A 14909-nucleotide genomic window follows, 5' to 3' on the forward strand; every position below is an offset into this window, starting at 1 on the left:
GTTTCGCCGAATTGTACTACTGTACATGGCACAAGCAAAGCCGAAGATTGACACAGAGATTGCGAAAAAACACCCTTGACCGATGAAAACTAAATAAGTGGCAAATATTGCTCATATTTATCTTCAACAGCCTATAGACTCTTTGTATCATCTAAAGCGGAAAAAAGAAATGATTTATCGACGAACAGGGGCTGACAATAGAAAAGATGAAAGGAGAAGGCATTACACAGATGACAGCGGTACCAGCAGATAAACTTTCTCTATAAGACTGGCAAGCCCCCTCGATTTAAAAAGCGGCTCTTCCTCGATAATGTCGCGGCTCAAAACGTTGCGGACATGAAAGGTATCGGAATAGAGCTTCTTCACCTCATCAACTGTCACGGAAAAGGGCGGACCATTCATCTCACCTTCCCCATAGGAGAGCGTTAAAAGCAGCATGGGCACATTCTGAGGGAGGTTCTTTTTCAAATGGGCAGCATAACGTTCCCGCATGTCAGGAGGCAATGCAATAAGGGAGGCCCTGTCATAGACAGCCCTCACATCTTTTAAATCATCTGTCGTGAGATCAAATAAATCACCGCATAAAAGGCTTATGTCTCCACAGTGGTATCGTGAAAACAACCCCGGTTTTCGGCAGTCAGGCTGAAGCCCCTTTTCACTAAAGAAGGCCTCACAGGCAAGAGAACTCAGTTCCACACCGAGAACCGGGTAACCCTCCCCGGCCAGCCAGGACATATCCCGGCTTTTGCCGCAAAGAGGAACAAAGACAGTCCTTCCTTTTTCAAGACCAATCTCTGGCCAAAACTTCTTCAAATAGGGATTGATTTCATCCTGGTGAAAACCTGTCTCCCCTTTTTTCCATTTTGAAATCCAGAATTCACGATTCATTAAACAACGCCTCAATTATTGATTATTTGTCCATCGAGAAAACATAAAAACACTCTAAATGCCCGTACAATACAACCAAACCGGGGCATTATCTGTGGGAACAGGGATTTATACTGTCTTAACGAGGGCAATCAAACCTTATCAATTCCTGCCCTGAAGGGGACACCCTGATTCCATCTTCTAAGCGAGTTTACAAACCTGCCACAGATAATAGCTGAGCAAGGGAAGCCGCAGACCAGGTTGTGAACGGCTTTCTCCTGCATAGGTACTTTTCTTTGCCGGCGTTTCCGCCCCGGAAGGAAAAGAAAAGGACTTATACATACTTTAAAAATCATATCTTTAACCCTAACATAGCGGAGCAGAGCAAAGCCTTTAATAATCATCCACCACCCTTGCCAATGTCAATACCTTCACTTCTTTCGCCCCGGCCTTTTTTAAAACACGGCTGCACTCCATGACGGTAGCCCCCGTTGTGTAAACATCATCGACAAGAAGTATGCTTTTCCCTTCAACAGACGCTCCCTTCCTGACGGCAAAGGCATTTTTTACGTTCTCTAACCTCCTGGCTCTTTTCATACCCACCTGGGGCGGCGTATCTCTTATCCTCTCCAGGAGAAAGGACGACCTCTTTTTAGAGCATTTTTCGGCAAGGGACGAAGCAAGAAGTTGTGACTGGTTAAATCCTCTTTCCCTCAACCTCGATTTATGAAGAGGCACGGCAACAAGGTTGTCAAAAGAAGACGCCATGAAAGAATGGCAGCAAAGCAATTCAGCCAAAGGAGAGGCAAGGGACGTTTTATTTGAATATTTCAGCCTTTTGATGGCCTCCGCCAGTTCCCCTCCGTAGAGATAGAGTGATGCCGCCTCATCAAAGTGCGGCTTATCGGTAATACATGAACCACAGGGATGATCAGCGCCTTCCCGGCTTATGAAGGGTATTCCACAGATAGTGCAGCAAGGGGACTTGACAGGCTCGAATCCTTTCAGGCAGCCATTGCATATTTCATATTTATCGAGATTTTTTCTGCACAGGGGGCAGGAGGGAGGAAGAAGTAAATCGATGAATGAATGATAGATTTCTCTTAAGCTGTCAGGCAGTTTCAAGAAGAGATTTTCCATCCATCTCCTGAGGTTTCTCCAGCCCCAAAAGATGGAGAATCGTGGGAGCAATATCGGCAAGTTTTCCACCGGAACGCAGACTGTGCTCTTTAAGTTCATCATCAACAATAACAAAAGGAACGGGATTTGTGGTGTGCGCCGTATGAGGCTGTCCCGTTTTTTTATTGATCATCTGCTCTGCATTACCGTGGTCAGCCGTCATGATAAGGCGGCAGCCTGTCTCACGGGTTTTTTCAACAAGACGCCCAAAACAAGTGTCTATAGTCTCGACAGCTTTAACTGCCGCATTATAGACACCTGTATGCCCCACCATATCACAGTTGGCATAATTGAGAACAATGATTTCATATTCCTTTTTTTCCAGTTTGTCCATAACCACGTCGGTTACCTCGACTGCACTCATGGCAGGCTTTTCATCGTATGTATCGACATCTTTCGGTGAAGGAATCAATATGCGTTCTTCACCTGAAACCGCATGTTCTTCACCTCCGTTGAAAAAGAAGGTCACATGGGCATACTTTTCCGTCTCCGCAATTCGAAGCTGTTTCATACGGGCCTTTTCTATCACATCACTAAGGAGGTTATCCATAACGGTAGGCGGAAAGGCAACGGGCAAGCCAAGAGTTGCATCGTACTCGGCCAGACAAACAAAGGAAGAGAGCCTGGGTCTCTTTATACCTGTAAATTCCTTAAAATCTTTCTGCGTAAAAGCCCTGGAAATCTCCCTGGCACGATCTCCACGGAAATTAAAAAAAATAATACCGTCGCCATCGTCAACCAAACCCGACGATTCACCGTCCTCTGCAATAAGCGTAGGGAGAATAAATTCGTCGCTTCTATCCTCTTCGTATGACCGGTCTATGGCCTCAGTTGCAGTTGAAGTCCATCTTTCGCCTCCTTCGGTCATCATGCGATACGCTGTTTCTATCCGGTCCCAGCGATTATCCCTATCCATGGCATGGAACCTTCCCATCACGGTGGCGATCCTCCCCAACCCGATTGCCGCCATGTGGGACTCCAATGCCTCGATATACTTCTTTCCGCTTCTTGGAGGGGTGTCCCGTCCATCCATAAAAGGATGAACCCAGACCTTCTTAAGCCCTGCACACTTTGCCATGTCAAGAAGCGCCATGAGGTGAGTTATATGGCTATGGACACCTCCGTCGGAAAGGAGTCCCATAAGATGAAGAGATTTTCCGGTTGATTCAAGATTGCTGATAATCGTATTAAGAACGAGATTGGATTTTATATGACCCGAGTCAATAGCATTACTTATACGGGTAAAGTCCTGGTAGACGACTCTTCCTGCCCCCATATTGAGGTGCCCCACTTCCGAGTTTCCCATTTGCCCGTCGGGAAGCCCCACATGCCCCCCGGAAGCGCCTATTTCGGTGAAAGGATATTCGGAAAAGATCCTGTCCATGATGGGTGTCTTTGCGCCGGCAACGGCATTTCCATCATTTTCCGAATTGATACCAAGGCCGTCCATGATAACGAGCAGGATCGGTTTCATTGGCCCGAATCTTTGCTCCTTTTGGAAAGAGCGACTTGTAATGCATCCCAGGAACCGCATGAAGAGCAGGCGCCACACCAGTCAAAAGTCTCTTCACCGCAGGAACGGCATTTAAAAGGGATGAGAATTCGCCTGGTAAAACCCAGGACACTTTTAAACTTTTCCCCTGCTTCCCGGTAGGAACACTGCCTGAATAATGCCTCTCCCATCATCATGTCGTTGTAAGCAGAGTCGACATTAAGTTCAGAGGCCTTGTTTAGCATTTCAACAGCCTCATCTATCATTTCGAGCCTCAAGTAAAGTTTGCCGAAAAACATCGTTAATACGGCATTTTCCGGGTCTTTCAAAAGGTTATTGCTGTAGACCTCAATAATTTTCTGCGGTTCGCCATCCTTAAGGCAATAATCTTCGTAAAGAAAGAGGAAAAAGATATTTCCCGTTTTTTCGTACCCCTTGTTCCAGGCCTCCCGGGCAAGGGCCTTGTCCCCCTTTTTCCAGTAAAGCTTTCCCAGTGAAACGTAGGGTTGAGAATATTCAGGCAATCTTTTGATAATATCCTTGAATTTCTTTAGGGCATTATCTTCTTCGCCTGACTTGATCATTTTTCTTGCCAATTCGTAGTCAAGCCTGGCGCTGACTGCTTTTTCCACTTCCTTATCACCTTTACCGGCCATCTTAAGGATTCCATCCTGCACCTCAGCAGCCTTTTCCCAGGACTCGCATGCAATATATGCGTCTCTTAAAAGCTTCTTAAGTTCACTGGTATTTTCCCTGTCCGCAATATCCCTGGCAACATCAATGGCCCTGTCAAAAGATTCCTTTGCCATAAGCGCCTTTACTTTATAGAAAAGTACCTCAACATCAGAAGCAACTGACGCCGGCATATTATCAAGGAGAGCAAAAACCTTTTCAAGGTCATTTTCTCCAATATAGTACTCAAGCAGCAGTACATAAGGCTCAGAACTCTTGCATTTTAAAGAAAGCGCTTCTCTTAGAAACATTTCACCTTCGGTCCTGTTGCCGAAGGTAAAGGCCTTTTTAGCCCTTTTTAAGAGGGAATCAGCCTTTTCAAGATTCTTTATATCCTTATTTTCCTGGATATTTTTGAAAAGGGAAAAGGTGTTTTTCACCAGAGCTATTAAATAAGGGAGTGCAAGACCAAGAAGAAAAGCAATAAAAACAACAAGAACGACAGGGGCTTCCCACCCATTACTGCCCAGACCTACATAGAAGGTATTCTTGTTAACAGAGGAGAGGTATAAAAAAAAGGCAACAAATATAGCTGCCAGTATGAGATATATCCTGTTAATCAAACAGAGTATCCTTTTACTGAATTAGTTGTAAATGACGCGACCCCGGCTGAAGTCAAAGGTCAACGACTCTAAAGCCCGGTTAAATTTTAAACTTTGCGTTCTTTCTCAATATCCGTTTTACAATCAACGCAGTACTTTGCCTGCGGTCTAACTTCCAGTCTTTTGGCATTAATTTCTTCGCCACACTCAATGCAAAGACCGTATTCACCCTCTTTAATCCTGTCAAGAGCATCATCGACATCTTTCAGCATAAGCCGCTGACCATCATTGAGGCTCAGAAGTATCTGGCGATTATAGGTATTGGCAGAAACATCACCAATGTCCTGTACCCCATCAGTTCCAATATTGTTTGAAAACTCGGCATTATGATTAACTTCACTCATAACATCACTTCTCATATCGAGAAGTCGCTTTTTTAAACTCTCCAAATCTATTCCTTTAACATTCATTTTGTATCTCCAGAGTATTATTTATGGTATGGATTGCCCTTTATAAGGGAAAAAGCCCTGTAAATCTGTTCAATTAATATTACCCTTGCCAGTTGATGAGGAAAAGTCATAGGCGATAATGACATTAGCATATCCCCATTATTAAGAACCTCATCATCGAAACCCGCAGAACTGCCGAGGGCAAAAGTGATGTCCGGCCGACCCTGAAGGGCCATTGATTCAAGCCACTTTGAAAAAGCAATGGAATCGAAGGTTTTCCCCTTTTCCGTCATAATGACGAGGTAACTCCCCTTTCCAACCCTGGAAAGCAGCTTCTCACCTTCCCGCTTTAATGCGTCCCTTTCTTCTCCCTTTTCCCCTTTTAGCTCTTCTATCTCAACTTTTGCGATTCCCGTTAACCTTTTTAGATACTCTCCCTCTTTCTCTCTAAAAAGACCATCCTGCCGCCAGGGAGACAATATTCTGATCTTCACTTAAGGTTAACTCCATACATGAGGCAAGTTTATCAGGCATCAACCTCAACAGCAAATGGCCAAAGCCGTTCTATATCATAAAAATCCCTGATGCTTTCATAAAAAATATGGACAATCACATCTCCAAAATCCTCAAGGACCCATTTGCCTTCATTATAACCTTCAACACCAAGGGCACAACAGTGTAATTTTTTAAGTTCCTTGCCCACAGAATCAGCAATTGCCTTGACCTGGCGATCGGAACTCCCGCTGCATACGAGTACATAATCTGCAACAGAAGACTGGCCCTTCATGTCAAGAAGCCTTGGATTGATTGCTTTTTTATCTTTTACCGCCCTCAGGCAGTGGATAGCTTTTTCCCTCGAATCGACTGCGATACTATTTAAATTATTCTCCTGTATAAGGACCTCTCCTTTATAAAGCTCTCCACATTGGCTGGAACAAGGTAACGGAGTGATTTCCCCTCGAATACTTGTTTTCTGAGCTTTGTTGATGATATGTCGAGCATTGTTGATTCAAGAAAGTAGGCGACCTTTCCCGAAGTATGCACAACAATATTTCTTGCAGCATCATAGCAGAATTCATCCCTTATATCAACCGGAAGTAACTCGACAGGTGACTTACCCCCTGTATCAAGTAAGCCACCAGGCCTCCTTGCTACCACAAGATCAGTCATTGCAAAAAGTTCAGCATAGTCCTTCCACGATCCTATATCGACATAGGAATCCATACCGATAATAAAAAAGAGTTCATAAAAATCCCCGTATAAATTTTTAAGCTGCCTGATGGTATCAACAGAATATGATTTCCCCCCCCTCTTAAGCTCCATAGCCGATATTTCAAAGTGTGAATTGCCTTCAATAGCCAGTTCGACCATTCTAAGCCTTGCATCTGCCGACAAAACGGCATCTTCAACCTTGTGAGGAGGAAGGTAGCAGGGCATAAAAATTACCTTGTCGAGGCGCATCTCTTCCAACGCTTCTTCGGCAAGTCTTAAATGGCCATAGTGAACGGGATTAAAGGTCCCGCCGAGAATTCCGACTCTAAGCATCTATTCCCTTATTTGCCCCTCACCGAGAACAATAAACTTCTCTGTCGTCAGGTCCTCTACTCCCATAGGGCCGAAAGAGTGGAGCTTTGTCGTACTAATACCTATCTCGGCGCCAAGGCCAAACTGGCCGCCGTCACTGAAACGGGTCGAGGCATTTGCCATTACGACGGAAGAGTTGACCTCCCGTATAAAACGCATGGCACGCGTATAATCTTCAGTAATAATCGATTCCGTATGCAGTGAACAATATTCGTTTATATGCTCTATGGCCCCATCCATATTATGAACTACCCTGACAGCAATAACAAGATCGAGGTATTCGGTATGCCAGTCTTCCTCTGTGGCTTTCTTCATGGAAGAAACAATCTTCCTGCTGCGTTCACAGCCCCTCATTTCCACGCCCGCTTTATTAAACTTTGCAGCCAAAAGAGGTAAAATAACTTCTGCCTCTTTCTCATGAACAAGCAGCGTTTCTACGGCATTACAAACACCGGGACGCTGGGTCTTTGCATTCATAACAATATTAAGGGCCTTTTCATGGTCGGCGCCTTCATCAACAAATATGTGACATACCCCTTTGTAATGTTTGATAACGGGAATCTTTGAATTCTCAACGACAAAACGGATAAGCCCCTCTCCTCCTCTCGGAATAATAAGGTCAATATCTTCTTCAAGCTGGAGCATTTCGAGGACAGCCTCTCTCTCCGTTGTCTGGACGAGGGAAACAGCATCTTTCGGCAGCCCTGCTTTTTCAAGCCCCTGCTGGAGCAGCTTTGCAACGGCCCTGTTGGAGTGTATTGACTCAGAACCTCCTCTCAGAATAACGGCATTACCGGACATGGCGCAAAGCCCGGCTGCATCGGCAGTTACATTCGGTCTTGCTTCATAAATTATTCCGATGACACCCAGAGGGATTCGCATTTTACCCACCTGAATTCCACTCGGCCTTTTTCTGATTTTAGAAATTTCACCGACAGGGTCCGGCAGTCCGGCGACCTCTCTCAAGCCGTCAGCCATAGCAAGAATTCTCGACTCGCCAAGAGCCAGCCTGTCAATCATAGCCTTTGACAGGCCTTTCTTCTCAGCCCCTTCAAGGTCCTTCTTATTCTCCTTAACAAGCAGGTCTTCATTCTCCGTAATGAGGACAGCCATATTTAAAAGAGCATCCCTTTTAACATTGGCAGGCGCATTGGCCATCTTTTTTGAAGCCACCTTAACGGCATGGGACATCTTTTTCATATCATCTTTTAAAGACATAAATAATTGCCTCCTGAAAAATCTGACGAGTGTAGCATATTTTATTCATTTCTGCCACTTTTGATGCCAGGAAAATTAATTCAAGGTAACGGAAAATTTTTTCTAAAAAAAGAAGCGTCCTTAAATAAATTTCTTTTCAAAGGAAAAACTCTGTAATTATTAAGGAGAGAGCCTGGTAAGAAATTTTATGGGCCTGAAGCCTCACTTGACGACAAACCATGGATTTAACAGGCTTTCCTTATTATATTGAAGTTCTTTACCGGTCAAATAGTCATAAACCTTTTTACCACTTTCCAGAACTACGGCATGTGCGGCAGCAGTATCCCACTCCATAGTCGGACCCAACCGGGGATAAATATCTGCAACGCCTTCAGCAACAAGACAAAGCTTCAAAGAACTGCCAATCGATATAATTTCTTTTTCCTTTTCCGTCTCTAATTCTTCAATAAATACCTTCGTTTCATCTGAAAGATGCGATTTACTGGCTACGATACTATACTTGTCCTTCTTTTTTGCAGAGGGAAGTTTTTCGCCATTTTTAAATGCCCCAAGCCCTTTTTTAGCATAGTAAATATCACCTTTAGCAGGAACGCAAACAATTCCCATGACAGGAACATTCTTATTGATCAGAGCTACGTTAACGGTAAACTCGCCATTTTTCTTAATAAACTCTTTTGTACCGTCAATGGGATCGAGAAGCCAGAAATACTCCCAGTCACGTCGCTTTTGAAAAGGAATTTCCTTATTTTCTTCCGAAAGGATAGGAATTTGAGGATAGCTTTTTTTTAATTTACCGCAGAGAATCTCATTCGACCGTTTATCGGCTTCAGTCAAAGGTGAATTATCATCCTTAAACTCAATATCAAAGTCTTCTTCATAAATCGCCATAATTGCCTCACCGGCTTCTCTGGCGATGGAAATCACCTGCTCCATATCAATCTCAATTACCATGAATATAACCTTTCTTGTGCAGAAAACTTACCAGTACGTTGAGACCTTCTTCAACACTCATCTTACTGGTATCGAGAACTATTTCCGGCTTTTCCGGCCTTTCATAAGTGGAATCTATACCCGTAAAGTTATTAATCTCTCCATTTCTTGCTTTTTTATAAAGCCCTTTAGGATCCCGTTTTTCACAAACTTCAAGGGGAGTATCGACAAACACTTCAATAAACTCATTTTCTTCAAGCAAACGCCTTGCAAGCTCTCTTTCTTTTCTAAAAGGTGAAATAAAGGCAGTTATTACAATACAGCCTGAGTCGACAAACAATCTTGCAACTTCTCCAATTCTGCGAATATTTTCTTCTCTATCAGCATCACTGAAACCAAGATCTTTATTTAAACAATGTCTTACATTATCTCCATCAAGCATATAAGTTATATACCCTTTATCAAAAAGCTCCTTTTCGAGCACATTGGCCATAGTCGACTTTCCACTTCCACTTAAACCTGTAAACCAGATAAGGCATGGTTTTTGTCCATACTTTTCAATCCTGGTCTTTTTCTGGACTAAATGTTCATGCCAAACTATATTATTATTGTTTCCCATTATTAAGTTAAACACCTCCCTCTAACATATTTGAAAATCCTCATTGCTGCCTCATCTGCACTCTCTTTGTCTGTATCAATAATAATATCAGCTTTTTCCGGTTCTTCGTAGATATCACTTATGCCGGTAAAGTTTTCAAGGTTTCCCCTAATGGCCTGTTCATAGACACCTTTATAATCACGCTTCTTACAGCTTTCTATATCTGCCTTAATATATACTTCTATATAGTTTTTTGTAACTTTTCCTATGTTTTTTCTTGAATCCCTATAGGGGGAAACAAAAGAGGCCACGGCCGATACATGGTTATTTTGTAAAGTTTTTATCAGGTAGGAAACTCTTTGCAGATGTCGATTTCTATCTTCTCTTGTATAACCGATATCAGGAATAAGTTCCCTGATATCTTTTGAATCAATGCGTTCAACAGGAAAGTCTGATTTCTTTAACTCGTCATAGACTTTATCGGCAATGGTTGTTTTTCCACTTAGTGGTAAACCTGTAAACCATAGATTGAAAGGGTCAATTCGCTCTTTACCAAACTTTATTCTATTCCATGCTCTTTCATGGATAAAATACAAAAATATTTTTGCTGCCGTTTCCATCATTCCTGCTAAAACGGCCAGATCGAAACGTCCGAAAAATAAATAAACAATAATAATTGTCGTAACAGTAGCTAAAAATCTCCAGCTAATCCCTTTTACGAGAGATCTTCTTTTCTTTTCTATGTACAACGTTATAAATATCTAAATTGGGAATACAATATGAACCAACCGTTTCAGCATCTTTTTTCTTAAAAAGATCTTCACCTTTTTTCTCCCGGCATCCTTAATATATTTTATATGCTACTTTCCAAGATATGAATTTTAATACTAGTTTGAATTAAAAACAACAATAATTAGTATGACTCTAAAATTGGAAGCATTCCAATCATAATATCGTATAACCGTAGCCACTTATTATTACCGAGGTCAAAACCTTCTACTGTAACTTCAAAAAATGTGTAGCTATTTAAATAGAAGCTATTTTATTGCCTGGTAATTGTATCGCTCTTAAAAAGCAAAAAGCCCCGGAATGAAAGAAGAAGCTGTTAAAAGCTTAAATTAGTTGGCGACCTGCTCTCCCACACCGTCGCCAGTGCAGTACCATCGGCCCCGGGAGGGCTTAACTGACCTGCTCCGGAATGGGTACAGGGGCAATCCCTCGAAGGAGACATCATTTTCTTAGAAAAGTAAAAAGCCCGTCCAAATAAATGAACGGGCTTTTTATAAATTAAATTCGGCGGCGATTTACTCTCCCATCCCGCTATAGCGGGACAGTACCATTAGTTCTGGAGGACTTAACTAACACAAGTTACATTTTGCCTGACGATTAAAATCAATGTCTCGACATATTCCGAACCAAGTATAATCAACTTTATTTAACAGTGAATACTCCGGACTCTCCGCTATATTCCGATATGGCACCCGTCCATCCGCTTTTCCAGTCACCATAGTGAACAATTTTATAGTCGCCCGGTTCTGCATCCAGGGGGATATCCCATTCGGTGGTGATCAATGAATAGGCAATAAAATTTCTTTGCCAGATATAGCGCGTCTCTGGATCATTATCCGTTGCAATCGTCACCCAGTCTCCCCCCTCTTTCTTCTGAACTTTCAGGAAAGTGTCTTGGGTCCTTAGATTATTTTTGGGGTGCCCTCCCCAAAACATCACCTTGACGGTATCCCCTCTATTGTAGGTAGTGTTGGCATTTAAGTGAAGGTCTCCGAAATTCTTGAAAAGCGGCTTGTCATCAAAAATAACGCCAAGGATGAAGCTGACGGTAGCGTCTCTCATGTCCGGAGGATTGGGCCCCGGAGAAACGGCGGTCCCATCTCTCATACTTTGCGCAAGTTCCACAACCTCCTCCCTGAACACCTGTTCAGTATTCGGGCCGAACAGCGTTGACGCACCTTCGTACTGCTGCGTTGCAAACTCTTCTGCCGTAGTTATATAGCCGCCATAGGCATTGGCATATCCTGCAAAAACAACCTGGTCCACACCATTTGCCGTCAACTCCACCTGCACCGCTTCCCGCATTCTCCTACCGGTCATGGTCGTCGCCTCTACGGGTAGTCCGACCAGAGCGAGGTTCCCGATTCTTAATATTTGAATTGGCAGGATATCCGGCGTCCAGGGATAAGGCAGCAGTCTTCCTGTCGGTAATAAGATCACCTTCTCTTTTTGACACGCCTGATCTTCCGGGAGCAGTGTAAATTCCGGCCAGTTGATTCCATAGATAAAACCTTCGGGAACAATATCAATTCCAAGCCCATCCTCATGGCTCCCTCCTGCAAAGGAAAGGCCCATTGCCCCGACACATGCCCTGCCATCGTTAATGATTGAACCATTTTTTGAGAAATCAAGAAATCTATGCCTGTAATCTATTGTTCCCTTTAGATAAGTCTCTGCATTGTCATAAAGCTCGGATGCCTTGTTCAATAATTTTTCGCCAATGATCTCCATTCTTTCATAGTCATGGACGCCATCGGGGTAGCCCCATAAATTGGGAATCACATCCCCGGCATTGCTTTGTGCAAAAGCGCCTACGAAAGTCTCCTGGGCCTGATAGCTTGTACCTTTGGATTTTTCAAAATAAAAGGAGGCATATCCCTTGTTGTCGCTTGAAATATATCTATTGGTGTTACCGATGCTTGTTGGATGCAAAGCAAACCAGTTGATCATGCCGATCTCTTTTCCATCAGGCCTTTCCAGCCGCAAAAGCTGCATTTGAGTATCTATGCTGTCCGTATAATCAGCTTTATCCAAATTTTGTGAATACGCCGTTTCAGATCGATTAAACCCTGTATCAAATAAATCACCCTGATTGATCTTTATTTTACCGGGGCCCAGGTTATCGTGTGCACGAACAATGGATTGGTAAATACCGTCTACGATGGCATTATAGTTTTGCCTGTCAAAACCTCGGATCGAAAAATCATACAAAGCATAACCGGAATACCCGCCTGGTCCGCCATGGGTATGTGTCGCTGTAAGCATGACATTGTCCTTTGTATAGATATTCCCGTATTTTGCCTGAAGTTTTTCAAGGACGCCCATGCTGACCGATTGCGTTATGAACAAAAGATCGGCGCTTACAAAAAGGACTCTCTTGTTTGTCGCTACATCACCAATCACATAGGCACGGGAGTATAGCCTCGTATGTATGCCCGTCGTTCTTTGATAATCTTTTGCATAGCCCATCATGCCGAGTTCGGCAGCCGGACCGGTAACGTCATACACTCCAGCACCTATTAAAAAGGCGCAGTTCGAAGGGACCGTGCAATCAAGATCCCAGGTAACGGCGCTTCCAACATTTGAATAAGCGGAATTCCCGGCGCTGTTAGTGGCAGAAACCCGGTACCAGTATTGTGTCGAAGCATTAAGGCCCGTATCGTCAAAAGCGACAACATCGGCAGAAACTGTCGCAATTTCCGCAAAGCCTGTTGTTCCGGACATGCTGCTACGCTCGATTATAAAACCGCTTTCATTGCTGGACTGGTCCGACCAGGTCAGATTGATCGTTGAACTTGACGTAGCCGTCGCGACGAAGTTTGACGGTCTGAGGGGTATAACGACAGGTGGAGCCGATGTTGTGGCGCTATCGGCATTAGAGTAACCGGAATTTCCCGCACTATTATAGGCGCTGACCCGGTACCAGTATGTGGTCAAAGCGTCCAGCCCCTCATCGTCAAATTCAGTAACATCGGCGACGACTCCGGCAATTTCTTCAAAACTGGATTCCTCTGAAACCCCTCGTCGTTCGATGATAAAACCGTTTTCATGTTCGGTGTGGTCCGTCCAGTTCAGGCTGACTGAAGCGCTTGATGTAGCCGTAGCGACAAGGTTTGACGGGCTTAGAGGGACAGGGGCAGGCGGAGCAGGAGTTGCGGTATTATCAGTATTCGAATAACCCGCATTCCCGGCGCTGTTACCGGCGCTGACCCGGTACCAGTATCGGGTCGAAGCTTCCAGACCGGCATCGTCAAAACTGGTGACATTGGCGGCAACGGTCGTGATTTCATCAAAACCGGTTGTTTCAGAGATGCTGCTGCGCTCGATGATAAAACCGCTTTCATTGTCGGATCGATCTGTCCAGGACAGGTTGATCAACGTGCTCGTTATCGCCCTTGCTATAAGGCTCGATGGAGGGTTCAGTTCTGTTATACTTGACGCGGCCTCTAGTACACCGCTTATTTGATTTGTTCCCGAGCAGCTGCTGACACCATCGCTCCAGGTCCAGGAAGAGGTACCCTCCACCGTATCGCCCGATAGTGAAAGGTCCAAAGATGTAATGGACATGGTCCCCTCTTCATAGGGATAGTCCCCGGTCCAGGATAACTCAGAACCTTCAACGATGCCTGTAAATAAACCGGCATTTGTTTTGACGGTTATATCGCAGTTGTTTTGAGTAATTTCATAAACCTGTATTGCAGTCCGGGCTTCCCATCCACAACTATCCCCATTAACGGTCTCATCAACGATCAACTTCCCGACAACAACGGCACAACTGCCGCCTGAAATATTATCACTGTTTCCTCCTCCACCACATCCTGTACCAATAATAATTATCAGTAGAAGAGCAAACATGCCTATCAGGCGAACATATCGAAATCTATCGACAAGCAGAGTTCCAACTCTTATCATTTCATTCCTCTTGAGCCCACTACCAAGACAAAGAATCTATATCGACTACTTGGTTCCATTTGGGGTGGCGGCACCACCCTGATGAGATTGGAACCCTGCGAGAGTGGTGGGGAATGTAATCTGCAATTCCCCACCCTGTTTATACTAGAAGTTCGTCGCAGCTGCGGTGCCAGCGGTACCGTTTGTGCCACCACCACTGCCTGTTCCCCGCGTCCCGGCAGTGCCGGGGGTCAGCACATTCCCCCCTGATATATCAGGCAATTTACCGTCAGTCGGATCGGCATCAAACACGGCGTAACTAAGACCGCCATTACCGGCGTTGCCATTGTTTCCGCCATTACCACCGTTACCACTGGTGATGGTATTTCCGCTGAGAATTGGCGCACTACCGAGTGTAACATAAACTCCAATAGAGGGGCCGCCGCTACCAGCCCCCCCATAACCACCCTTTCCACCGCTACCACCAGACCCACCGGCACCACCATCGCCAGCAAATGCCGTGAATCTCGATATGTAACCATTGCCGCCTGTTCCACCATCGCCACCTTCGCCACCACTATTTCCGTCACCAGCTACATTTGCAGTAATTGTATTATTTCGTATATCTGCAAAGCTTA

At 44.4% G+C, this 14909-nt stretch carries 14 protein-coding genes; all 14 read right to left on the reverse strand.

Annotation, left to right across the window (positions count from 1 at the left end; all coding sequences use genetic code 11):
- Positions 1-222: 222 nt before the first annotated feature.
- Entirely contained in the window at positions 223-888 is a 666-nt protein-coding gene (locus tag OEV42_01225; GenBank protein MDH3972874.1) for a thiopurine S-methyltransferase, read from the reverse strand.
- Positions 889-1260: 372 nt separating this feature from the next.
- Positions 1261-2007: a ComF family protein gene (locus OEV42_01230; protein ID MDH3972875.1), complete on the reverse strand. Its 747-nt coding sequence runs from the start codon at positions 2005-2007 to the stop codon at positions 1261-1263.
- A complete protein-coding gene (gpmI, locus tag OEV42_01235) occupies positions 1979-3520 on the reverse strand; it encodes a 2,3-bisphosphoglycerate-independent phosphoglycerate mutase (protein MDH3972876.1) in 1542 nt (513 codons plus the stop codon). The genes OEV42_01230 and gpmI overlap by 29 nt, the downstream gene beginning before the upstream one ends.
- Positions 3517-4833, reverse strand: a complete 1317-nt coding sequence (locus tag OEV42_01240) for a hypothetical protein (protein ID MDH3972877.1) — start codon at positions 4831-4833, stop codon at positions 3517-3519. Before OEV42_01240 ends, gpmI begins: the two co-directional genes overlap by 4 nt.
- Positions 4834-4919: 86 nt before the next feature.
- The gene (locus tag OEV42_01245; protein MDH3972878.1) at positions 4920-5282 is read right to left on the reverse strand and encodes a TraR/DksA family transcriptional regulator; all 363 of its coding nucleotides are present in this window, start codon (positions 5280-5282) and stop codon (positions 4920-4922) included.
- A gap of 17 nt (positions 5283-5299) precedes the next feature.
- A complete protein-coding gene (locus OEV42_01250) occupies positions 5300-5755 on the reverse strand; it encodes a 23S rRNA (pseudouridine(1915)-N(3))-methyltransferase RlmH (protein ID MDH3972879.1) in 456 nt (151 codons plus the stop codon).
- 32 nt (positions 5756-5787) lie between these two features.
- Positions 5788-6096, reverse strand: coding sequence for a ribosome silencing factor (gene rsfS, locus OEV42_01255; protein MDH3972880.1), 309 nt, complete (start codon positions 6094-6096; stop codon positions 5788-5790).
- A 41-nt stretch (positions 6097-6137) separates the two neighbouring features.
- The gene (nadD, locus tag OEV42_01260; protein ID MDH3972881.1) at positions 6138-6806 is read right to left on the reverse strand and encodes a nicotinate-nucleotide adenylyltransferase; all 669 of its coding nucleotides are present in this window, start codon (positions 6804-6806) and stop codon (positions 6138-6140) included.
- The gene (locus OEV42_01265) at positions 6807-8063 is read right to left on the reverse strand and encodes a glutamate-5-semialdehyde dehydrogenase (protein ID MDH3972882.1); all 1257 of its coding nucleotides are present in this window, start codon (positions 8061-8063) and stop codon (positions 6807-6809) included.
- A gap of 201 nt (positions 8064-8264) precedes the next feature.
- Entirely contained in the window at positions 8265-9014 is a 750-nt protein-coding gene (cysQ, locus tag OEV42_01270) for a 3'(2'),5'-bisphosphate nucleotidase CysQ (protein ID MDH3972883.1), read from the reverse strand.
- Positions 9004-9612, reverse strand: a complete 609-nt coding sequence (cysC, locus tag OEV42_01275; protein MDH3972884.1) for an adenylyl-sulfate kinase — start codon at positions 9610-9612, stop codon at positions 9004-9006. Before cysC (OEV42_01275) ends, cysQ begins: the two co-directional genes overlap by 11 nt.
- 2 nt (positions 9613-9614) lie before the next feature.
- The gene (gene cysC, locus OEV42_01280) at positions 9615-10340 is read right to left on the reverse strand and encodes an adenylyl-sulfate kinase (GenBank protein MDH3972885.1); all 726 of its coding nucleotides are present in this window, start codon (positions 10338-10340) and stop codon (positions 9615-9617) included.
- 682 nt (positions 10341-11022) lie between these two features.
- Entirely contained in the window at positions 11023-14292 is a 3270-nt protein-coding gene (locus OEV42_01285; GenBank protein ID MDH3972886.1) for a neutral/alkaline non-lysosomal ceramidase N-terminal domain-containing protein, read from the reverse strand.
- A gap of 144 nt (positions 14293-14436) precedes the next feature.
- The coding region (locus OEV42_01290) for a hypothetical protein (GenBank protein MDH3972887.1) at positions 14437-14909 on the reverse strand (473 nt) is incomplete at its 5' end.

The organism is Deltaproteobacteria bacterium (genome assembly GCA_029860075.1).
In the GTDB taxonomy this organism is placed as follows: domain Bacteria; phylum Desulfobacterota; class JADFVX01; order JADFVX01; family JADFVX01; genus JAOUBX01.

What these genes read in the sequence shown, in the direction of transcription:
- OEV42_01230 (MDH3972875.1), bottom strand. Translation starts at nt 2,007, where the DNA reads ATGGAAAATCTCTTCTTGAAACTGCCTGACAGCTTAAGAGAAATCTAT.
- OEV42_01225 (MDH3972874.1), bottom strand. Translation starts at nt 888, where the DNA reads ATGAATCGTGAATTCTGGATTTCAAAATGGAAAAAAGGGGAGACAGGT.
- cysQ (MDH3972883.1), bottom strand. Translation starts at nt 9,014, where the DNA reads ATGGTAATTGAGATTGATATGGAGCAGGTGATTTCCATCGCCAGAGAA.
- OEV42_01265 (MDH3972882.1), bottom strand. Translation starts at nt 8,063, where the DNA reads ATGTCTTTAAAAGATGATATGAAAAAGATGTCCCATGCCGTTAAGGTG.
- gpmI (MDH3972876.1), bottom strand. Translation starts at nt 3,520, where the DNA reads ATGAAACCGATCCTGCTCGTTATCATGGACGGCCTTGGTATCAATTCG.
- nadD (MDH3972881.1), bottom strand. Translation starts at nt 6,806, where the DNA reads ATGCTTAGAGTCGGAATTCTCGGCGGGACCTTTAATCCCGTTCACTAT.
- cysC (MDH3972884.1), bottom strand. Translation starts at nt 9,612, where the DNA reads ATGGGAAACAATAATAATATAGTTTGGCATGAACATTTAGTCCAGAAA.
- OEV42_01245 (MDH3972878.1), bottom strand. Translation starts at nt 5,282, where the DNA reads ATGAATGTTAAAGGAATAGATTTGGAGAGTTTAAAAAAGCGACTTCTC.
- OEV42_01285 (MDH3972886.1), bottom strand. Translation starts at nt 14,292, where the DNA reads ATGATAAGAGTTGGAACTCTGCTTGTCGATAGATTTCGATATGTTCGC.